Here is a 21,555-nt window from a genome sequence, read left to right on the forward strand (position 1 = left end):
CCAATTTTTAATTCAACAACTAAAACGCCCAACCATTGCTACGGGGCTGGCAACTATGCAGAGTTATGCGATCGTTTGTGACAGTTGCGTAAGTCATCAGGAATTAAAGTATATTGGTCACAATCAATAGACACCCCATAAAAAAATCAGTGAGGATTTAGTGATGACATCTGTAGAGCTTGAAAAAAAAGCCATGACTGAAGAAGAGGTGGCAAAGTTATGGGAAGCGTTCAAAGTATTTGACACGGACGGGAGCGGTGCTATCTCATCAGAAGAATTGGGTCAAGTGATGCGATCGCTAGGGCAGAGTCCTAACGAAACCGAGTTGCGCGACATGATCAAGGAAGTGGACGTAGACTTGTCGGGCAGTATCGATTTTGAGGAATTCAAAATGCTGATGGTGTCCCAACAAGGCGATCGCCAGAGTCGTCTCAAACTGTCATTTAGTGTATTTGATGAAGATGGCAGTGGTCAAATCACTAAAGACGAGCTGCACGGCGTGATGAGCCAGTTTGGGCTGACAGAGCAAGAGCTGGATGAGATCATCAAAGAGGTAGACCATGACGGCGATGCCTCAATTGACTTTGAGGAATTCTGCAAACTGGTACCGGATGAGTCACAGATAAAAACCGGATATCAAGACTCGCCCGTTCCAATTGTCAGTACACAGACAACCGATATTTCTGATAGTACAGCGGCGGCGATCGCAAGTACAGCAACTGCTATCAATGAGGCAGCTTCTGCCACGATTGAACCTAATCTACAAGAAGCAACCACCGATAGCGATCCAGAAATAGCGCGGCTAAAAGAACTACTCGCTCAACACCCACAAACTGAGGAGAAGCGGGGTACGTCCCGCTTGCAGATGCAGATTGGTTTGTTTCGTCTGATCCAGGGAGCAGCCTACCGCTGCTTCCGCGAGAGTTTTTCCGCCAACCACGAGACTCACCTGCGCGTGAGAAACTTGCCATACAGAATTGTTGATTTTGTGCAATTTGTCAGAAGTGCGATCGCCCTTTATAAAGGATTAGGTATCGTAGAGTCTGCGTGCAACCCTTTACTGGATGCAGTAGTTCAATCGATCGAAGATGAATATGCCAGACTAGAGGCTCGGATCAAGAACTGGAAGGCGATCGAAAAAACTCCAGAAATGTTGGCAGAACAAAAAGCCATGTTGGAAGCGCGGGGTAAATCTGCCAGCGCCAAGGAGAAGTTTGCCGCCGGAGTCGAGTTTGCAATCACCATCAAAAAGAAGAGTCTCAACTTGCGCGACATCGCCGAGGGTGTGCTTGCCATCAACGAACTCAACCGACTGCGAAAAATGGAACTGAGTGAGGAAATGGCACCGCCACCAGCCCAATCCGAGGGAGATCCCAAAGAGTACCTGAAGAAGTGGAACCGCGTCATCCTCTCGGATGCCTCAGAAGCAATAGATGGTGCGATGATGCCAGTGGCCTATTGGTATGAAGACTTTACGCCGAAGTTGCTGGCTGCCTTTAGCGTCTGTACCGCAGCAGATATCCCCTTGAACACGGTGGCTGACGAAGCGGCTTTAAACCAGTGGTACGAAGCCACTAAAACGTCAGGGGAATTTGGGCGCTATGGGGCGGATGTTGTAGAAAGCTTTCCCAAATGCGCTCCAAAACAAAAGCTAATGCTCAAACAAGCATGGCGCTTGACGCACAACTACCTAAATGGGGTACAGAAACGGCGCGAACGCATGGAGTTTGGGCGCGAGTCTGGCGAACTTTCGCAATATGTGTCGTTTATCGATGTGTATATCGATCGCAGTGAAATCAAGAATTCACAAATGCGAGTCAGCTTCCCTTACTATATTGGCCCTGCGGTGTGGCGTTTCTTCCACACTACGGCTGAAATCGTCTCTACCAAGACCCCCCAACAGCAAACAACTCTGGTGGCCATCTTCAAGGACTTCTTCAAGCTGTTTGCCACTATGTATCCCTGCCCCTACTGCCGCCACCACCTCAACGCCTATGTCGTGCAGAATAAGGAGGTGGAAATGTACCCTGTAGAGTACCTTGTGCTTGGGCGCGACCCGCTTCTGAATAACTTTGAGGTATCAATGGAGGCCAAGCTGTCCACCGTAGTAGATGGCGCTTCCCTGCGCTTATTCTTCTGGAAGTTGCACAATACTGTCTCTTCATCAATTGCGCGATCGGAGGAGTGGTATCACAAGGATGAGAAAGCATTCTATACCACTCGTTATTGGCCCAGCATTGACTCTGAGCTAGCACGAGCCAAAGCCCTCAAACACATTAGCATTGCGACCGATCGGATGTATCGGCTCTACGGTATGCTCAAGCCATCGGCACGACTGACAGGGGTGAGAGCAACATTGCAAAAACTGTTGGATAAGCGGGATGAGGAAGGCATCAAGGAGGCCTGCTTAGTTGCCCAAGATTATATCAAGGAGTTGGAGGAGGCGATCGTCACCGGACAATTCCTACAAGAGACATATTACTTTGACCCCGATCTTGTCGATCGAGCTCCCGTCTTTAGTCCTGAAGAAGAGGAGTTTGCTCGAAGCGGTGTGTTTGTAGAGGTTGCTTAGATATCATATCGTTTCCGGTTGCATCGGTATTGTTCAAACAGTCAATAATCATTCCGGTGCAACCGGAATTGATATGAAAAATATTCAACCACTCAAGGTCACACATCTCTATTCAATGGAGCGCTCACAGCCCTGAGCGCTCACAGCAGTCGAGCTGTTATCTATATTTGTGTTGGTTCGTAAAAAAAATCTGGAATGGAAACAGTTGTTTTTTCCAAGATAGCTCTTTGATATACATAGTAAGCAACAGCAAGATCAAGGATTCCCATACCAAATGGCGAATATATTGTTGGCTTTTGTCTGTCTAAAGTGAGTTTTCCTTGAATAAGTTGATCGATAGTTCCTGTAACAAAATCTCGGTTTCCAACTTCTTGCTCGGTAAGATGCAAAGATGTCGCAGATTTTAAACAGTGATCTACATCATCGACAATGTTGTTTGACTCAAGAATAATTCTTGATGATAAATCTCGCAAAGATAAATGCAAAATAATTGGATTGTGGGAAAAGATACTAATATCATCAACATGTGGTGCATCAGCCGTTGTAGTAAAACTAATCAAATCGCAAGATGAAATCAGTGTTTCTTTGGTCGATGAGATTTGAACTTCCTCGATTCCTCTTTCTTGAGCATACTCTTTCATCGCTATACTGTACTCATCAGCTAAATCAAACAAATCTAGTGCAGATATTGTCCAACCAGTATTTAGCAAAAATTTCAAGACATAACGAGCAATTAGTCCGCATCCAACAATCCCCAATCTTTTGACTGTTTTTGGTTTGATCAGATTTTGGGCGGCTAAAACTGCTGAAGCGGCGGTTCTAGAAGCACTGATAATCGAGCCTTCAAGACAGGCTATTGGATATCCAGTTTCATAATCATTTAGAATAATCACCGCAGATGCACGAGGGATTCCCTGCGCGATATTCTTGGGAAAACTGGCAATCCATTTGATCCCTGAGATATTGAAGTCTCCTCCTAAATGTGCAGGTAAAGCAATGATTCTCGCTTCTGGCTTTTCTGGATATTTCAAAAAATAACTATCTGGGTTTATGGTTTTTTTTGCTCCATGAGTAAGATATGCTTTTTGAACTAACTCAATTACATTTGCATAGTTACTTTGGAGTATTTCATCAACTATCGATCCAGAAATAACTGTAAATTTTTGCTCTATTGTGTTTGTTTTCATGGAATTAATTTTGTTTTCATGTAATTAATATTTATTAGTCTTTTATTGACTTAAGGCAATTAGGAAAGCGTTCTGAAACCCACCGATCATCATAAATTGTATCTAGGTAGCTCTCTCCTAAATCAGGACTTATTGCTACTATATTTTTCGCTGCATCCAGTTTATGTGCATAAGCTTTGATGCCTGCCAAAACTGTTCCAGTCGAACCTCCGACTAAAAATGTTTTTTCGCGTAGTAGATATCGACACATTTTTATAGTATCCTCTTCTTTGACTACTACAATATCATCAATTAGACTTTTATCAACTAATTCTGGTTTTCTACTTGTACCTAGTCCTGGAATATATCTTTTACTAGAAGGTAAATCGAAAGTAACCGATCCAAAGGTATCAACTGCAATAACTTTCGTTTTTAGCTTATTATCTCTAATGTATTCAGCACATCCCATTAATGTACCTGTAGTACCTGCACCAATAAATAAGTAATCAACCTCTGAAAAGCTTTCAAAAATTGAAGGTGCTGTACTCAAATAATGTGCATTTTTGTTCTCGTAATTCGCATATTGATTCAGCCAGAATAAATTTTTATCCTCTTTAAGTAATCGCTTAATTAAATCAATTCGGCTGTTTAAAAATCCTCCATTTTTATCTCTATCTTTAACAATTACAAGCTCGGCTCCGAACAATTTTATGTATTTCTCATTCCTAGACGAAATGTTTGGATCGCTGATACAGGTAAAGCGATATCCTTTAGTCGAACAAGCTAGGCTAGCCGCTACTCCTAAGTTACCAGACGAAGATTCGATAATATGGGTACGATCCGGTGATATCTCTCCTTTTTCTTCGAGAGCCTCTAGCATACGTATTGCAGGTTTTATTTTGATAGACCCTGCTGGATTAAATCCTTCAACCTTCAAAAATAGATCTGCTTTCAAAGACAAGAAATTATTTAATTTACAAAAAACTTTGTCGAGAACCAGTTCCAAAGAGTTTTCAGCAATTAATGGAGATTTCATCAAAGCTGAGCAAGATGATTTGAAATTTCCAGACAAAATTAAGGGTATTTCCGTATCTAGTACATCGTAAAGATTCATAAATTTTTTAAGAATTTTGGATCAAGAACAGACAGCTTATACGATGTTTATGTTTTATATACTTTCGATATTTGTGTATCGATAATATCATGATGCTATTGCCCCTGGGATGGGGGGGGTACCCCCCATCTCAAAATGACATTCCACAACTATTATGGAAGATAAGAAAGTTAAGTATATAAACGAAAAAAACATACAGATTTGTAGGTGCATCTCATTTTTGTAAATATATTCGTAGGGGCGAAGCCCTTGCAAAATAGAGATGCACCAGATTTGTATTACCTGAAGGAATGATTAAAAACTATGCTCACATCTGACTCAAAAAAGATTAAGTTATTACATTATAAGGGACTTGTTATGGTGCTGGTGGGGGCCACCTTGTGGGGACTTTCTGGTACGGTGGCACAAAGGCTTTTTCAAGATGAGGGATTTACTCCTGGTTGGCTGGTAACAATGCGCCTGCTAGTTTCAGGAATATTGTTATTAATAACTGGATGTTTCCGAAAGAATTTCTATCAAGTTTTTGCTGTGTGGAATGATCCCAAAGATCGGATTCGATTAGTAATTTTTGGAATTATTGGTATGTTGGGAGTACAGTATACCTATTTCGTGGCAATTCAAACTGGCAATGCTGCTACAGCAACCTTATTGCAATATCAGGCTCCATTATTTATTATGGTTTACTCCGCAATAAAGTACAATCGAATTCCGAGTTTTCAAGAGTTTATAGCCCTAGGATTTGCCCTGTTAGGTACATTCCTTCTCGTAACAAATGGATCTATTCACCAGTTGTCTGTCTCCAGTGCCTCAATAGCATGGGGATTAAGTTCTGCAATTGCACTTGCATTTTACACATTATATCCATCAGGTTTGCTACAACGTTGGGGTTCTGAAGTAATCATTGGGTGGGGCATGATTATAGGAGGTATTGCATTATGCCCGATAGCTTCTCCTTGGCAAATTCAAGGTCAACATTGGTCTGTCATTACTGGTTTGCTAGTAAGTTTTGTGATTGTATTTGGCACAGCAATCGCTTTTTATCTCTACATAGACAGTCTTCGATACATTACACCTACAGAAGCCAGTTTATTAGCAAGTGCTGAGCCTTTGTCTGCTGTAGCTGCATCAGTTATTTGGCTTCGCTTACCACTGAGTCTTTTTGAAGGTATCGGTGGACTATGTATTGTTAGTACAGTGTTGATGTTGTCCCTACGTCCCAAAAATTCAAGCAAAACATTATAAAATTTAACTAGAAAGATAATTTATCGGAGCTATAAAAAATCAATCAGTTTTTTGATAGGTCTATACATCAAGAAAATTTATTGGCTTGCAGCCGTAAACTAAACTGTGATTGAAATCAACAGAGGTTCATACTAACCGTGAAAACAAACAATCAGCCTTGTAATTTTTTCTTAATGACTGAAAATAGCTTTCATCCAACTTATTTAGTCTCACAATGGTACACCAGATTCCAAGGAAACCCATTTTTTAGAGGTATTCTCATACGAGATGATAAAAATGATGCTTCACAGCATAGTAGAGAGCGATTTCATCAATTACATCAGAATGAAAAACTTTTAACAAGTGATTCTCTACAGGAAATCAAAACATTATATGGTGGACTTAGTAAAACGGAAGAAGCTATGATCGGATTATTTGGAATACCTGCATTAGCACAAGGTTCATTTCAAAAAAGTATCTTCTTAGGTAAAAATATAAATAGTGAAAAATTGAAGGAGTGGCTACAAATAGAATGTAAAAATGAAGGTGGAATTTGTATATTTGTGTTTTTGGATAAGATTCTTAGCCCTTGGTGGATTGAATTAACAAAAGGTAACATTATTAATGCTCATTCTGCTGTTCTTCCTTATGCAAGAGGTATGTTTGCTATCGAAAACATGGCATCTCGTGGTGATATCGAAGAATTTCAACGAGTTGCTGGAGCGTCTGTTCATTATGTAGATGAAGGCGTAGATACTGGCCCTATTATTCGGGCTGTCAGAATAAAAGATCCCTTTGAATTTCAATCCTTGTCGGAGGTAAAAGCTTATAGTTATAAGCTGGCTTTCGATATTCTGATACAGCAAGCTTCAGAAATGATCGAAAATCCTCAAATACAATCTGTGGGGATCAAGGCCTATCCTACACTCATCAGTCCTGTATTTTCTAGAAAAGACTACACTCCCCAGGTCGAAGAACTCGCCGAAAAGAGATTTATAGAAATGAAACAAAATTCTGTCAAGGGCTACAAAAACAAAAACAACCTATAAGACAATTCCTACGGGATAGATCCTCGACTTCTCTAAGAATTCGGGGATCTGCGTATAAAGTAAAGTCACGAGCCAGATGCTTCCCAGTCGATAATCGCTGCTTGCTGCCATGCTTCATCCTCATCGGTTAATTCATCACTTAGTTCATCCAACAATAAACAGGCTTCTACCATTGCCTGCTGTTCTTGTTGTTTACGCCTGGGTTGCAATAAAAGCTCAACTAGACTACTGCGATTTTCTACACGATCGTCAATATAACGCACTAACTCATCTGGCAAAGAGATAGATACTTTCATATAATTGATGCCACTTTTAATACTACCAATGGTAGCACAAATATCGCGCAGATTGCAAGTAGGGTGCGTCGCCATCTATAATCTGCAACTTATATCCAAAATCTCGCAGGTATTGTAGGGTGCGTCAGTTTTCAGGCGTTTCCCATGTATAGTCAATGTTCTAGCTGACGCACCCTACATGGATAGTTAGTGGTTTAAATGCGTAACAGCTTAGGAAAAGTTGGTAATTGCGATTCGGAAACCAGGGTTTTGTAGGGGTAGTGCCCCCGTATCTACCCTCTACAATTTGAGTATTTCCACTCACTGAACAAGAGAAGGTAAATTATGGATGTTAAGTTAGTTTTAGCAGTAGGGCTGGAATCTGCTGCACTGCGGGCGGAATTAACAAAAATTCTATCTCTCTAGAAGGACGAAATTTTCTCAAAATTTGACGATGATTAAAGTTAGAAACGAAATCGGATCGGCAATGAATAAAGTCTACCCGGAACCAAGAAGCTCGCGCTTCATGGCACTGCTGCTGACAACGCTGCTGACATTTCCCTTTGTCACTGCTTGCGGTTCCAGCCAGCAAGGTTCTGCTCCCCCGCCCCCAGTAGACGATACTCGCGCTGGGGCACCGGCGAATCGCCCCGCCAGTCCAACGACCCAAGCGAAAAAAGGACTGAGCAATACTCAAAAAGTAGCGATTACTTTAGTAGGAGCAGCCGCCCTTTACTACCTCTACAATCAGCACAAAAATAAACAAGAACAGGGGCCACAGGGGCAATATTACCTTTCCAAAAACGGTCGCGTTTACTACCGCGACGCCCAGAAACGAGCTCACTGGGTAACGCCGCCACCAGAAGGCATTAAAGTGCCGGAGTCGGAAGCATCGCGTTACCGAGAATTCCAGGGGTACAACAACCAAACTACAGGTAAAGACCTTACTAGCTTGCCGGAAGCTAAAACTGCTGTTCCTGCACAGTAACCAAATTATTTGAGATTTTAGATGGAAGATTAAGTTTGGCATTTCCCCATCTAAAAGAGCCGTTCTTTCAGCAAATAAACAAAGAGGAATTTAATCATGGTAGATAGTTTTTTGCGAAAAATAAAAGATGCGATCGTCGGGTCGGAGGACGAAAATCCAGCCGCTTCTGAGGATGAAGACAACTACGGTCATCCCCCAGGTTCTGGACAGTTTGGCAACGTCCGCCCAGCCAGCGAAGACCCCTATGGCGACCCAGCAGATAAACAGTTCGGCAACGTCCGCCCAGCCAGCGAAGACCCCTATGGCGACCCAGCGGATGAACAGTTCGGCAATGTCCGCCCGGCCAGCGAAGACCCCTACGGCGACCCAGCGGATGAGGAAGTGATTTGAGTTGAGCAAGTAGGGTGCGTCGCCATCTATAATCTGCAAGTTATATCCAAAATCTCGCAGCGACGCACCCTACGGATTAACACTAGAGAGAATAACGCCGAGTTGTTGTTCAAACGGCTCAATTGAGGGATTTTTAGAGGAGAAGGGGGTATTTTTCCCAGTCTAGGAGTGAAGAGTAGATTTTGAGGCCGGTAGGGGGAATCCAGAAGTGGTTGCCCCATTTGTGCCTTCTGTGGATTTTGAGCTTGAGGGTTGCGGTGTCACTATGCCATAATTAATGACAGCATATATTCAAAGGATTAATAAGGACTATGGCAAGCATTACGATTCAAGTTGATGAAGATATTAAGACGGCGTTTGAAGGGGCTACTTCTGAGACTCAGAAACAGTTGAGCTACATTGTTAAATTGTTTTTGAGAGGGAATTTACACAATAAAAGTTTAACTGAAGTTATGGCAGAAATTTCTGACAAAGCACAACAGCGAGGATTAACGCCAGAGATTTTACAAGAAATTTTAGCGGATGATAATGACGAATAGATTTGTCGTAGATACGAATGTTTTAATCAGTGCTTTACTGTTTAAGAATTCAATCCCATTTCGGGCGATTGAATTAGCAGAAAATCAAGGAATAATTTTATATTCTGAAGCGACTTTAAATGAATTAGATCAAGTTTTGAATCGGAAAAAGTTTAATAAGTATCTTTCTTTAGAAGACAGACAGGTATTTTTGCTTAAATTTATCAGCGCCTCCGAGTTAGTCTCTATTACAGAAAAAATTGCCGTTTGTCGAGATGAAAAAGATAATAAGTTTTTAGAGTTGGCTGTTAGTGGTAATGCCAATGTAATTGTTACAGGTGAAAAGGATTTATTGGTATTAAATCCTTTTCAAGCAGTAGAAATTATTACTCCAGATATGTTTATTGATAGGTTTAGTTAATTGTAAGTTGATTTAGCGGTAGTTGGGGTGAGAATGTGGGAATGGTGGGATGGGGTGAGTCGGTAATAACGTAGATTGTAGCGTCGAAACGAGTGAGGGCGTTGAGAAAAGTAGGGACACGGCACTGCCCATAGGTCTCAACTTAAGGTCAAACCCAGTCATAGACTGTTGTTTGACTATTAAATCTAGATCCCCCCTAGCCCCCCTTAAGAAGGGGGGGACAGGAGTCTTTTCAAAGTCCCCCTTCCCCCCTTGGGGGGGGCTAGGGGGGGGTGGGGATTTAGGGGGATCTAGACTTAGGTAAAAGCGAGATATACCAAGGGTTTCAGGCTTAAGTTGACACTAATGGGCACGCTTGAGTGTCCCTACTGCCGTGTCCCTACACCTTGGGGTTTCGCATCTTCGTAGAAAATGAGGATGGGGTGTTTTTCCCAGTCTATGAGTTTTGAGCCGGGGTCAGAACTCCCTGACGAGGTTTTTTATGAGGAGTATTAATTAATGGTTCTCCTACATAAGCTTTATCTCCTTGAAATCTTTGAGATTTCTCTAATGACAATCGCTGCTTTCTCCAAATGTTTATGTCGGCTGTCGCTCCGGTTTCTCCTACTACTACGTCAACAATATCTTTACCCTGTGGCATGACTATCACCTGGTTTTTTTTTAGTGTGTCTTTTTTGCTTGCCCGAGTAATTTTTTTTCTGCTCTTGATTGTCCGTAGGCCTTGGTATGGGCTGCTCGTAGCTATCTACTATCAACTCAACCTCTGACAAAATTTCTAGAACCCATGCCCGCTCTGCATCATTTTTTTTTACTTGTTCTAATACCGAAGCTGGCAAAACAACAGCTCGTAAACCATCGTTGGGAACAGCAGAAGTAATGGGTAGAACAGTTACCTTGCTGCGTTGATTAAAAGCTGTTCCTGAAATAATTACCGCCGATCGACTCTTGCGGATCGATCGTTACTGTCGATCGACAAATTCATCTGTTTGAAAGTGACAAAACGAATTGGGAGTAGATTTAGCCAGCCTTGACTCGCAATATTGCCCAATAAAATCTCTGCATGACCTCCGAGATTGTGATCTATAAGAAAATTCATGCTTCTACTTCGTGTCTGGCTTTCTGCTCTCGGAGTTTGGCCCAAAGAGCCTCTCGACCCGGTTTGGGTGGCATCGCTGCAACGCGGGCAGAATGTTCGCGATTGCGCTCTTCCCAGTAATGCTGAATTTCCTTAGCTTGCCTTAAAACAATTTGATATTCTGCTTCGACTTCTGCACGATTTGCCTCAATGTAGGATAAAGCAACGTTAATCTGATCGTCTGTTAAGTCAAACAAGGAACGGATAAATTTCCGGGGATACTGAGCCGTCAAGTAGTCCATGACATCATAGAGAGTGATGCGCGTACCTGAAATTGTCAGTCCGCGCTCTGTACGAATAATTGTTGGTTGGTTGTTGGATACTGAAACCATATCTATAGCCTCTGAAACAACTTAGTAAATAATCTCATAGTACCTCACAAATTTGTAATGTCGTATTTGTAGCAAGTAGGGTGCGTCGCCATCTATAATCTGCAAGTTATATCCAAAATCTCGCAGCGACGCACCCTACGGATTAACACTACACAAAATTAGCCGGATCTTGATCGCGCCGATTCTTCAACAGAATCGGAGCACCTTGGCCATCACCCACCAAAGCCGCCGTTTCCTCCAAAGCTTCCCTGAAGCGCTTAGCTGCGTAAATGGACATATCACGGGGCACATTCACCCGATCGCGCAAATATCGCAAAGCCGCATCAGATCCAGCCGGAGGCGTACAAATTTCGCCAGTCATCATCAAAGTTAAAGCACAACGCAAAGCCTCATCAAATAACTTGTCATCCGCAGGATTGACTTTAATAATGTTGCTGTGATGCTTAATAACGCGATCGAGTGCTTCAGCGCGAGAGGTTTCCGGTTCTGGATACATCACATCCGGTAATCCAGCCCAAGGCCCATTATCCACGCGGGCTTTATTGATTTGCATCTGCGGTTCGCCGTTTTCATAACAGCCACCCATTTGAGGCGGCAAATCGTGTACATGAGTATGAAAATCGCTTTGAGTACCGCGATAGGTAAGGCGGCTTTCCATCGCTGTAAACCAGTCCGCAAAGCGAGGGTTTTCTTCGCGCATCGAGTAGCCTTTGTAATAGAAAAGACTGGCATTCATCCGTTCGACATAGGGCGTAAAGATGACATCCGCAGTGCCAAATTCAGCGAGGAAATAAGGCCCAGGAGTGCTAGCCAAGGCTGCTTCAACTTGGGCGACAACGCTGATAAATTGGTTGCGGTTGTGTTGTTCTGCTTTGGCTGAACTTGCTGGGTAGCACAGCCAAGTACACCAGGCCCTAAATAGCAGTCGTTCTAGTCGTCTCAGGGGAAGGACTTTCGGGTTTTCCATACCCAAACTCAAGGGGCCAAAGACTCGTTCTAGGGCGATTAAAATGTCATCGCTTTCGGTGATAATGCGGCCATCTAGTTCGATCGCGGGTAGCATTCCCGATGGCACTTTCCGCTTGTACCAACTTTCTTTGTCCCCATAGCAGAACATGGTAACTTTTTCAATACGGTAGGGGATTTGTTTTTCTTCTAACCACAGCCAGATTTTTTGGCAATAGGGACACCACGCATGGTTGTCGCGGTACAGGGTGACTCGCACATCGGATTCGGTTTTTCCGAAGAGGCGCAACCGGGATTGGGCGTTGGTGGGGCCGTTGGTGCGATCGACTTGAAAGTCTGTGAGGGCTTCTAATTCTGTCCAGGTTAGGGGGGTGGCGATCGTAGGGGTGGATGTCATGGGTGAATTAGTGCTGATGATGGTAGAAATATAGACTAAATGTATATCGTTTATTGGTTGCGATCGCCCCGAAGCCAATGGCAAATTTGCCATTGGCTGATATTTGTTACTGGCGAAACCATCCCTACTGGCGATCGAGTTGCGATCGGCACTTACACACAAGTAATATCAAATCCGGCAGCATCGGAATTATTAGCCGAAATTAGGAGACGGCAGTGCCGTGTCCCTACAATTAATCTGGCGTAGGGATACGGCACTGCCCATAGGTGTCAACTTAAGCCTGAAACCCTTGAGAAATCTCGTTTATATCCGAGTCCAGATCCCCCTAAATCCCCACCCCCCCCTAGCCCCCCCCAAGGGGGGAAGGGGGACTTTGAGAAGACTCCTGTCCCCCCCTTCTTAAGGGGGGCTCGTTCGGATCTAGATTTAATAGTCAAACAACAGTCTCTGACTGGGTTTGACGTTAAGTTGACACCAATAGGCACTGCCCAAAGCGTGTCAACTTAAGCTTTTCCACCAGTCTTCCCGCCCACCCGCGAGTCCGCCAGGGAATGAATTCCCTGTCTCATAGCGAAAGTCCTCTCAAAGAGGACTGAAGAACTCATTAGTCGTCTTCAGACGACTTTAGCTTTGAGGCAGGGGTTTAAACCCCTGCCGGACTGTCGGTTTGAGGTTAAGTTGACACCATTAGTAACAAGTTAGAAGGGAGTAGATTTTGTCAATACCTCTTGGGATAGAAATATTAGGTAATAATAATGATAATCAAATAGGGGTAAGGGTGAGAGAGTCCTCCTGCGGTGGACTCTCTCACCCAAGCACGATTATCATTATTAATAAGTTGTGGACTCGATTGGCGTTGCACCACGATCGATAACAGTGACGGGCGATCGATAACAGTGACAGGCGATCGATAACAGTGACGGGCGATCGATAACAGTGACAGGCGATCGATAACAGTGACGGGCGATCGATAACAGTGACGGGCGATCGATAACAGTGACGGGCGATCGATAACAGTGACAGGCGATCGATAACAGTGACAGGCGATCGATAACAGTGACGGGCGATCGATAACAGTGACAGGCGATCGATAACAGTGACAGGCGATCGATAACAGTTGCGGGCATTGGTATTATCGAAGGATATAATTGACAAATAATTGAGCGATTGTGTAGGTCAGTAAATATGGCTAAAAGTCAGAAAACCAACCGTGACCACGCCAAAAAAACTACAAAACCGATGGTGGAAGACGAGGAGATTGCCTCACAACTATCGGCATTACTAACACCGGCCATTACCTCACAAGAAAATTACTACCGTCAACTAGGTTTACGAGGGAGAATTCTTAACCTACCGTTGATGGTAGCAGCAGTATTAACCCTACTGTGGCGAGAGGTGGCTGGAGTAACAGAACTTACAAGAATGCTGGCAAGGGAAGGTTTTTTGTGGTGCGGACCTACGACAGTCAGTCAACAAGCAATGTCTCAAAGATTCTTAAGTTTTCCCGCCACATTATTTGAGGGAGTATTCAAAAATTTATTACCGAATTTAAGAACTGCTTGGCACCAGAGAAACCAACGACCTTTACCAGAAAGCATTCAATTTACCTTGACCAAATTTTCGAGAATTTGGATAGTAGATAGTTCAACTCTCGAATCATTATTTTGTCAGCTCAAAAGCCTCGAACATATACCCAAAGGGCAGTTGGCAGGAAAAATGGCAACGGTCATAGATTTAATGACCAGACTCCCGGTTGATATTTGGTTTCAGGAAAACCCGAGAGCTTCTGATGTTAAGCTTGAAGAAAATATCCTGCAATTAGTGCCAAGTAAAACCTTACTCTTACTGGATAGAGGATTTTACCATTTTAGCTTTTGGCTCAAATTAATTGAAGCAGATATCCACTTAATTACTCGTTTAAAAAAAGGAGCAGCCATTCAAGTAAAGCAAGTATTTACCAAAAGTTACGACCTGAGAGATAGTCTGGTACGTTTGGGTTCGGGAACAGCAAAAACTCCATTTATTACCTTACGTCTGATTGAAGTTCGTTCGGGTAAAGCTTGGCATTCTTATTTGACAAGCGTACTAGATCCTCAAGTTTTACCACCCTACGTAGTGGCAGATTTATATCGCAGGCGCTGGAGGATTGAAGATGCTTTTAATACCGTAAAAAGGCTTTTGGGATTAAGTTATTTGTGGACAGGTTCTCTCAACGGCATCCAGCTTCAAATTTGGGGGACTTGGATATTTTATGCAATCTTGGTCGATTTAGGTGATGCCGTTGCTGACCGACTATCTTTACCAATAGATTCGATTTCATTAGAGATGATTTACAGGGGTCTTTACCATTTTTATGTGGCTCATCAAAAAGGTAAGGCAACTGACTTGATCGAGTATTTCGCCGCGCCAGAAAATCGAGATTTAGGTATTGTTAAATCTCAACGAAAACCCAACGTTAAGTTAATTGTGGCACCTTTCCCCGATCGACAGCGAGGGTCTGACTGCTTTTTCTTTGAAGCATCTTCTCAAATCCCCTTGACAACAGCCATCCAAGCTTAACTTGTTACCAATGAGTTGACACCAATAGGCACTGCCGTCTCCTCGCTAATCATAAGGAGTGCAACCGGAATTGATCTAACGTATTTCTGTCATTGCGAGGCACGAAGCAATCTCAAAACCCTTGGCACACCGTAGAGCGTGCGTCCAGGACTGTCGATATCAAATCAGAGCGAACATATCTTGGGTAAGCGAGCTTGATGAAAAACCAATGACAGACGCTAACAACTCACCAGTGCTGGCGATACGGATCAGGGTGTCCTGCGCCTGCATACCACTACCCTGGCTAATTGTCAACTGGTCAAATCTGACACCGCCGCTTAATCCCAGTAAATCTTGACCAATCTGGAAATCAGTAATGGTGTCCACTCCTGCACCAGAGCTCAGTACAAAGCGATCGCGACCATCACCACCTATCAGCGAATCATTTCCTACACCGCCATTGAGCAGGTCATCACCAGCACCGCCATAGACAGTATCATTTCCCAAGTCTCCAAAAAGGGTGTCATTTCCCAAGTCCCCGGAAACTAGGTCATCGTCCTTACCGCCGTGGACAACATCATTACCTTTACCGCCATAGACAGTATCATTTCCCATGCCTCCGAAGAGGGTATCATCTCCTGAATCTCCTAAAACCAGGTCATTATCCTTGCCGCCGCGAACAATATCGTTGCCTTTACCGCCGTAAAGAGAATCGTTGCCCCGATCGCCGTTGAGAAGGTCTTTGCCTTGATTGCCATAGAGCAAATCATTACCCAATCCACCAACAAGAGTGTCATTTCCCAACTTACCGATTAAGACATCATCATTTTGAGTACCTGCGATCGAGTCGTCATTGTCAGTGCCAATTAGGGTGTCACCGCCGATCGCCTCAAGGGTTGGCGTTGGTTCTGGATTGGGTGTTGGTGTCGGGGTTGGTTCTGGATTAGGAGTGGGTGTCGGGATTGGTTCTGGATTAGGAGTGGGTGTTGGGGTTGGTTCTGGATTGGGTGTTGGTTCTGGAACAGAATTCGGTGTTGGCGTTGGTTCTGGAATAGGATTCGGTGTCGGGGCTGGAATAGGATTCGGTGTCGGGGCTGGAGTGGGTGTCGGTTCTGGAATCGGAGTAGGTGTCGGGATGGGAGTGGGATTCGGGGTCGGGGTGGGAATCGGAGTGGGTGTCGGTTCTGGAATCGGAGTGGGTGTCGGTTCTGGAATCGGAGTGGGTGTCGGGATGGGAGTGGGATTCGGGGTCGGTTCTGGAATCGGAGTGGGTGTCGGGATGGGAGTGGGATTCGGGGTCGGTTCTGGAATCGGAGTGGGTGTCGGGGTGGGAGTGGGATTCGGGGTCGGGGTGGGAATCGGAGTGGGTGTCGGGGTTGAGGTTGGTTCGGGAGTCGGCGGTGGAGTGGGAACTGATGTCGGCGTGGGTGTTGGTGTCTGTTTAGCGACTGCCAATACAAAAACATCACTGGCTTTTGCACCTGCCTTGTCTGTTGCGGTGACTTTAATATTAAAGCTTCCTACATTGGTATCTGTTGGTGTCCCTGAAAAGCTACGCGCCACCGGATCAAAAGTCAACCAAGTGGGCAGGGAAGTACCATCTTCTAAGGTGCCCGAGTATGTGAGCGTGTCGCCCACATCTGGGTCGCTGAAAGCATTGTCACCAATTTGCAGCTTAAGACCAGCACCCACTGTGGCTGTTGCGTCTGCGATCGCCACAGTCGCGACTGGTGTATTGTTTGAAGTATTTGAAGACTCAACTAAAGTGGGGATTAACGATGAGTCTAATTGTACTTTGTAATTGACAACCTGACCCTTAGTAATGAATCCTCCAAAGCTTACAGTTGGCAGATCGCCAGTATTTCTATCACTCCTAAAGTCTACTTGATACTCCCCGTCTGCTATTCCAGTTACTTGAATATTATAAGTTCCTGGTGTAATAGAATCTAAGAAAGTTCCTGCTGAAGCAAAGGGTCTTAAATTCTCTAAATCTTCTTCAGTATAGGTGTAGTCCGAGTCTTCAATCGGATAATCAATTGTATATGCGCTGTTGGCAATTTCATTAAAATTGCTATTTGTTTTGGGATCAAAACCGATCCTCTTTCCTGTAGGATCGGTAATTACTAAATCGATGGGACTGTGAGGAGTTAGATTTGCATATGGCTTATTATCCAGCCTGATAATTCTTGCATCTGGGTTCCCTTCTTTCTTCAGCATTTCCTTCACTTCTTCAAGGGTTCTTTCCCCTTCAAGGGTTTTTTTGTCATCTTCTTTTTTAAAATTCGGATCTATAATGACGAATTTTCCCTCTGGCGTTACACCTTTAGCCAGTACCCAATGTCCACCATTATTAACATTTAGTAAAACTGGGTTTCCTGCTTCCAGCGCTTTTTTTATCTTATCTATATCGCTAGTTTTTGCTTGTTTTAGATCATCATTTATGGCTTGTAAAGCTACATCACCGACGACATCTGCTCCCTTATAACGAGGTTTTCCATTCTGCCATTGATATACAAACTTAATTGGACTAATTCCTTCTTCTTCAACAGCAACCTTATCATAAAGTGTTTGTGTATTTTCTGGAAGGCGGTTAGGAAACAGAATGTTAACTGCCATTGCCATCGATGACAAATAACACCCCTTAGCACCTAGCGATACCCTAAGCTTGTCTTCTCCTTTTTTAATAATTAATTTGCCATCTTTGTCTAGAATACTGGGAATAAAATTGCCATCCTTGTCTAGAATATCGTCTGGTATTACTACTGGTTTATTATCATAAAGCTGACCATTGTTACTCAATAATTTTCTGCGTTCTTCTTTGTCTGCTGCTTTAAGTTTGCTAATAAACTCCTCAACTTGCTTAACTGCATAAGGTAGTTTAGCGTAGTCTCCTTGACGTACTGTATCGCTATCTGTAATAGCGATACTTCTAGAAATGTTTTGACCCAAGGTAAGACCAGCAGAGGGATTGCTGATAGTGAAGGTGGCAGTTTCCGTTCCTTCTACTAGGGGATCATCTTTAACTGTGACCTTGAAAAAACCTTCAAGCTCCCCTGCTCGAATGATAATTTCTTGAGGAATTGGATTCTCGATAAAATCTTCTTTTGTAGCAGTCCCAGTTAAATTAACACTGACTGTGCGATCGCGATTCACTGCACTGAGAGTTGTTGCTGTCACAGTAATTACTGTTTGATCGGTTTCAGTGCCCTTATCCAAATCGACTGACAGAGCGACGGGAGAAGAAGGAATTGGAGTCAGAAGAAAAGCATGAGTTTTATTATTGATAATACCTGTTCCTACAATCTGACCAGCATCGTTGATATCTTGTGCTTCTGTAAGGCTCCACCCAGCATTTGAAGGAAGCAAAGTATTGAGGTCAATCATCTCACCAGGATCTGACTGCCCGTTGCTGTTGCTGTCGCTCCAAATAAAAGCGCTATTGTTTGATTTACCAACTACTTGAGTTTGGTTGTTAATCGCTAAAGCTTGGCTGCTACCGCTGCCTAAAGAACCCAGGTCTTTTATCCCACCATTGCTACTCCAAAAGAATGCCTTGCTACCAGATTGACCTACGACTTGGCTCTGATTATTAATGTCCCAAGCTCTTGTTGTTGAAGTGCTATTCAGCGTGCCTAAGTCACGCGCATCTTTCATTTCTCCGCTTTCATAAAGAAAGGCGCGAATAGGATTGCCGTTTATATCTGTATAGCCAACTATCTGACCGCTGTCGTTAATGCCAGTAGCCCAACTACTTTTATCGATTTGCTTATCGATTAGGGGAAGATCCTGATCGTTTTGCCAACGGCTAACGTGAAATTGAAATTGGTTAACATTGAAAAAGCCAACTGCTACACCATTGTTATTGATGCTGAGTGCAGAGTTGCTACTTCCTTTAAGCTCTTTAAGCTCTTGCATTCCGCTGGTACTGTTCCACAGGAAAGCTCTGGTACTCCCAGTGCTGGTTGTGAGAAAACCGACCACTTGACCGTTATTGTTAATATCGCGTCCACGGCTTTCTAATGCGTTGCCCACTATGCCAATATCTTGCATTTCACCAGGGTCTAGTTGCTGGTTAGTGTTAATATCAGTGAATTGAAAAGCACGGAACTGTCCGCTACCTGTCTGAGCATCACCGACTACTTGACCGTTTTTATTAATCGCCCAAGCTCGACTTTCTGATCCGCCCAGTGTGCCTAAGTCAATAATGGAGTAGATTTGATTTGGCATTTTTTTGCTCGACTATTTTTTTAGGGTTAAATAAACTCAGAGAATCATACAACCGAGGCATAGCATCGAATAATTTAGGACGTACTAAAGAAGCAAAAGCTCGCTTTAAGCAAGCAGAGGTGCTGAAACCTAACCAGCAGTTATATCATGTCCGATCGGGTTTGCGATCGTTTACAGGTGGTTTTGGATCTGGGTTACTGGTTGAGGTGACTGGCTATTATCAGCGATCGCAGTTAGCTCATTTGCTCCTTTAGCCTGGATCAAGCAATCCTTGACATTCCCAAACAAATTGAACTTTATAGTAGTGTCTTTGGTGAATTTCAGATCCATCGTTCCTGGGAGCTTAACTGATTTCTCGATCAATTCCTCCTCTAACTTTTCAAAAGCAGCGCTCGCTTTGTTTGCTTCAGAATTTACTCCTGTAACCTGCAATACGACTTTTCTGACTTCCTCGACATGACGGAGGTCTAAAACAGTGCCTTCTGGAATTATTAGATCGGTTGTTCCTTCCGGACTCTCTGATTTTTTTTCGACTTCCTCTTCTAGGGTTTCAACAGCCGCGATCGCCTTGTCAATCTTAACAATAATTATTTTCTGCTTGATTTCTCTTTTCTTTTCTTTTGCCTCTTGCTGAGTGATGGCTAATAAGAATCGATCTTGCAAGGAACGGAAGACAGCAGTCCCTGCCGAACCAGCGAGTAAGGACATTGCTAATAAACTCAATACGCTCGCTGGTTCGATAACCACCATAGCAGGAACAGCAGCACATGCACCAATAATAATTCTTGCGAAAATGCCCAAATCAGTTACATTTTTTGGAGTAGCGTAAGCAAGTTTTGCTGCAAATTCATCCTCGGTGGGTGCGTGGGTTAGCTCAATATTGCCTTGCAGGTTCAGCAACTCAAAAACAATCCCGCCAACCCCTCCAGCAATTAGCGTCACTAAAAGCACTACGTAAAGTTTGGGATTGTCTAGAGACTCGCTTTTTATAATTGTTTCTACATCCCAATCTGTTTGGGCACCCTGAGTAGAAAGTGCTGGTGGCGATGCCTGCGGACTTGGTTTATTGCTCTGGGCGCAGGCATCTGTGACACCTATGCTACTGGCTAGGAGTAACCCAATCAGAATACATTTTATGCGTTTCATATTTTAGTTTCTCACTTTGTGGAAAATTTTAGTTTTAGCGAGCACCCTCTACTATTCCAGATAACCAAGAAGCGATCGCACTTTCTTTATCCAACTGACACAATAGCGATCGCGTGCATCATTTTAAAGCATGGCGATGATGGTTGCAATCGTTGAGACTGTTGCCTTTCCTTCATCAGAATTCAACCAGCGTAGGAATTGTGCTCCCCTATCAAACACTCTCCATTTAGGATTGTGCTGTTGAAGAATAGCATATCCTCTCACTCGGCTCATAATTTCCGGGGGAACGTTTTCACTCCAATTATCATTCCTGTTGCATCTACCAATAAAACAACCGTCTACTCCGTAAGAGTGAACACCAGAAGCCCAAATTAGCTGCCTATTCTCGTCAACAAGAATTACGCTTGCTGCTCCGGTAAAACCTGCTAGTTTTATCCCGGTGCGCGTATTTGTAACTGCTGTGAGTGATCCATCCGCATTGAGTGTGAATGAAGTACGCATTCGACCATTCGCTACTCCATTCTCTTTATCACCTGTTATTGGGAAAGTTACTGGATTAAGTCCCATAGGATTAACCATCCTAAATGTCGCATCTTTCCGAAAAAGCTCACCCTCATCTTTTTGTATATACAAGTTAGAACTGCTATGACGTAAATAATGACCGGGAAAGTTATAAGACTCAAAAGATGCTAGTGTTGAATCAGCTAATCCTGAACGTTGACAGAATGTTGCATCTGCCTTAAATAGTTGTGAGTTTTCTACAGTAGCAAGCTTGATTCTAAATTCTTGATGTCGAAGATAAGCTCCCGGATTATTTTGAGATTGAAATGAGATGCAATTACTGTCTGCTAATCCAGTAACGATTTTAAATGTGGCATCTTGCTTGTCTAGACTAGATGAAATTGTTGAAATTTCTCCTAGAAGATTACGATGACGTATGTAGAAAGTAGGAAAATTGTAGGACTGGAGTGAGCGGTATGTACCTTGCTGTGCTAAAGCTTTAGCAGTTCCTAAAGATGAGAAATTTACTACACTTATCAAACCTACTACAAGTGCAGAACCCAAAATTCTAATCTTCATTTTTCTCTCCTCTTAAGATT

General features: G+C 43.4%; 21 protein-coding genes and 1 pseudogene. 9 read left to right on the plus strand and 13 right to left on the minus strand.

Annotated elements, in window-relative coordinates; genetic code table 11:
• The first annotated feature begins 163 nt into the window (after positions 1-163).
• Positions 164-2,572, plus strand: coding sequence for an EF-hand domain-containing protein (locus P2A85_RS25390; protein ID WP_377476108.1), 2,409 nt, complete (start codon positions 164-166; stop codon positions 2,570-2,572).
• A 161-nt stretch (positions 2,573-2,733) separates the two neighbouring features.
• Here the strand turns inward: P2A85_RS25390 and sbnB are convergent, their stop codons facing one another.
• Both sbnB and sbnA read right to left on the minus strand, forming a co-directional pair.
• A complete protein-coding gene (gene sbnB / locus P2A85_RS25395) occupies positions 2,734-3,759 on the minus strand; it encodes a 2,3-diaminopropionate biosynthesis protein SbnB (RefSeq protein ID WP_371117155.1) in 1,026 nt (341 codons plus the stop codon).
• Positions 3,760-3,793: 34 nt separating this feature from the next.
• Positions 3,794-4,852 carry a 2,3-diaminopropionate biosynthesis protein SbnA gene (sbnA, locus tag P2A85_RS25400; RefSeq protein WP_371117156.1) on the minus strand — a complete coding sequence of 353 codons (1,059 nt, stop codon included), beginning with the start codon at positions 4,850-4,852 and terminating at the stop codon, positions 3,794-3,796.
• Positions 4,853-5,155: 303 nt separating this feature from the next.
• On the opposite strand from sbnA, the gene P2A85_RS25405 reads away from it, so the two are divergent.
• Both P2A85_RS25405 and P2A85_RS25410 read left to right on the plus strand, forming a co-directional pair.
• Positions 5,156-6,094: a DMT family transporter gene (locus P2A85_RS25405; protein WP_371117157.1), complete on the plus strand. Its 939-nt coding sequence runs from the start codon at positions 5,156-5,158 to the stop codon at positions 6,092-6,094.
• A 137-nt stretch (positions 6,095-6,231) separates the two neighbouring features.
• Positions 6,232-7,122, plus strand: a complete 891-nt coding sequence (locus P2A85_RS25410; protein WP_371117158.1) for a formyltransferase family protein — start codon at positions 6,232-6,234, stop codon at positions 7,120-7,122.
• Positions 7,123-7,187: 65 nt separating this feature from the next.
• Here P2A85_RS25410 and P2A85_RS25415 read toward each other — a convergent pair whose 3' ends face one another.
• A complete protein-coding gene (locus tag P2A85_RS25415; protein WP_377476109.1) occupies positions 7,188-7,493 on the minus strand; it encodes a type II toxin-antitoxin system ParD family antitoxin in 306 nt (101 codons plus the stop codon).
• Positions 7,494-7,884: 391 nt separating this feature from the next.
• On the opposite strand from P2A85_RS25415, the gene P2A85_RS25420 reads away from it, so the two are divergent.
• From P2A85_RS25420 to P2A85_RS25435, 4 genes are all read left to right on the plus strand, one after another.
• Complete coding sequence (locus tag P2A85_RS25420; RefSeq protein ID WP_377476110.1) at positions 7,885-8,385, plus strand: hypothetical protein; 501 nt, start codon at positions 7,885-7,887, stop codon at positions 8,383-8,385.
• Between the two features lie 96 nt (positions 8,386-8,481).
• Complete coding sequence (locus P2A85_RS25425; protein WP_371117161.1) at positions 8,482-8,775, plus strand: translation initiation factor; 294 nt, start codon at positions 8,482-8,484, stop codon at positions 8,773-8,775.
• A gap of 311 nt (positions 8,776-9,086) precedes the next feature.
• A complete protein-coding gene (locus tag P2A85_RS25430) occupies positions 9,087-9,314 on the plus strand; it encodes a hypothetical protein (RefSeq protein ID WP_377476111.1) in 228 nt (75 codons plus the stop codon).
• Positions 9,304-9,714 (plus strand): putative toxin-antitoxin system toxin component, PIN family, encoded by a 411-nt coding sequence (locus tag P2A85_RS25435; RefSeq protein WP_377476112.1) that lies wholly within the window; start codon positions 9,304-9,306, stop codon positions 9,712-9,714. Before P2A85_RS25430 ends, P2A85_RS25435 begins: the two co-directional genes overlap by 11 nt.
• On the opposite strand, the pseudogene P2A85_RS25440 reads toward P2A85_RS25435, so the two are convergent.
• From P2A85_RS25440 to P2A85_RS25465, 6 genes and pseudogenes are all read right to left on the minus strand, one after another.
• Positions 9,707-9,817 (minus strand): annotated as a pseudogene (locus P2A85_RS25440) (hypothetical protein); the annotation flags it as partial. The gene P2A85_RS25435 and the pseudogene P2A85_RS25440 overlap by 8 nt on opposite strands.
• Positions 9,818-10,150: 333 nt before the next feature.
• Positions 10,151-10,354 (minus strand): hypothetical protein, encoded by a 204-nt coding sequence (locus tag P2A85_RS25445; protein WP_371117162.1) that lies wholly within the window; start codon positions 10,352-10,354, stop codon positions 10,151-10,153.
• A complete protein-coding gene (locus P2A85_RS25450; RefSeq protein WP_371117182.1) occupies positions 10,341-10,667 on the minus strand; it encodes a type II toxin-antitoxin system PemK/MazF family toxin in 327 nt (108 codons plus the stop codon). The genes P2A85_RS25445 and P2A85_RS25450 overlap by 14 nt, the downstream gene beginning before the upstream one ends.
• Entirely contained in the window at positions 10,643-10,810 is a 168-nt protein-coding gene (locus tag P2A85_RS25455) for a hypothetical protein (protein WP_377476113.1), read from the minus strand. Before P2A85_RS25455 ends, P2A85_RS25450 begins: the two co-directional genes overlap by 25 nt.
• Entirely contained in the window at positions 10,807-11,181 is a 375-nt protein-coding gene (locus tag P2A85_RS25460) for a DUF433 domain-containing protein (protein WP_377476114.1), read from the minus strand. Before P2A85_RS25460 ends, P2A85_RS25455 begins: the two co-directional genes overlap by 4 nt.
• A 148-nt stretch (positions 11,182-11,329) precedes the next feature.
• Positions 11,330-12,544, minus strand: coding sequence for a glutathione S-transferase family protein (locus tag P2A85_RS25465; protein ID WP_377476115.1), 1,215 nt, complete (start codon positions 12,542-12,544; stop codon positions 11,330-11,332).
• Between the two features lie 39 nt (positions 12,545-12,583).
• On the opposite strand from P2A85_RS25465, the gene P2A85_RS25470 reads away from it, so the two are divergent.
• Positions 12,584-12,790, plus strand: coding sequence for a hypothetical protein (locus P2A85_RS25470; RefSeq protein WP_377476116.1), 207 nt, complete (start codon positions 12,584-12,586; stop codon positions 12,788-12,790).
• Positions 12,791-13,374: 584 nt separating this feature from the next.
• On the opposite strand, the gene P2A85_RS25475 is transcribed toward P2A85_RS25470, so the two are convergent.
• Positions 13,375-13,671, minus strand: coding sequence for a hypothetical protein (locus P2A85_RS25475; RefSeq protein ID WP_377473255.1), 297 nt, complete (start codon positions 13,669-13,671; stop codon positions 13,375-13,377).
• Between the two features lie 112 nt (positions 13,672-13,783).
• Between P2A85_RS25475 and P2A85_RS25480 the strand changes: the two genes are divergently transcribed.
• Positions 13,784-15,103 (plus strand): IS4 family transposase, encoded by a 1,320-nt coding sequence (locus P2A85_RS25480; RefSeq protein WP_377481315.1) that lies wholly within the window; start codon positions 13,784-13,786, stop codon positions 15,101-15,103.
• A 159-nt stretch (positions 15,104-15,262) separates the two neighbouring features.
• Here P2A85_RS25480 and P2A85_RS25485 read toward each other — a convergent pair whose 3' ends face one another.
• From P2A85_RS25485 to P2A85_RS25495, 3 genes are all read right to left on the minus strand, one after another.
• A complete protein-coding gene (locus P2A85_RS25485) occupies positions 15,263-19,309 on the minus strand; it encodes a putative Ig domain-containing protein (RefSeq protein ID WP_377476117.1) in 4,047 nt (1,348 codons plus the stop codon).
• 171 nt (positions 19,310-19,480) lie between these two features.
• Positions 19,481-20,455: a hypothetical protein gene (locus tag P2A85_RS25490; protein WP_377476118.1), complete on the minus strand. Its 975-nt coding sequence runs from the start codon at positions 20,453-20,455 to the stop codon at positions 19,481-19,483.
• 123 nt (positions 20,456-20,578) lie between these two features.
• Entirely contained in the window at positions 20,579-21,535 is a 957-nt protein-coding gene (locus tag P2A85_RS25495) for an AbfB domain-containing protein (RefSeq protein WP_377476119.1), read from the minus strand.
• Between the last annotated feature and the right edge of the window lie 20 nt (positions 21,536-21,555).

Source organism: Microcoleus anatoxicus (assembly GCF_042465725.1).
GTDB lineage: Bacteria > Cyanobacteriota > Cyanobacteriia > Cyanobacteriales > Microcoleaceae > Microcoleus > Microcoleus anatoxicus.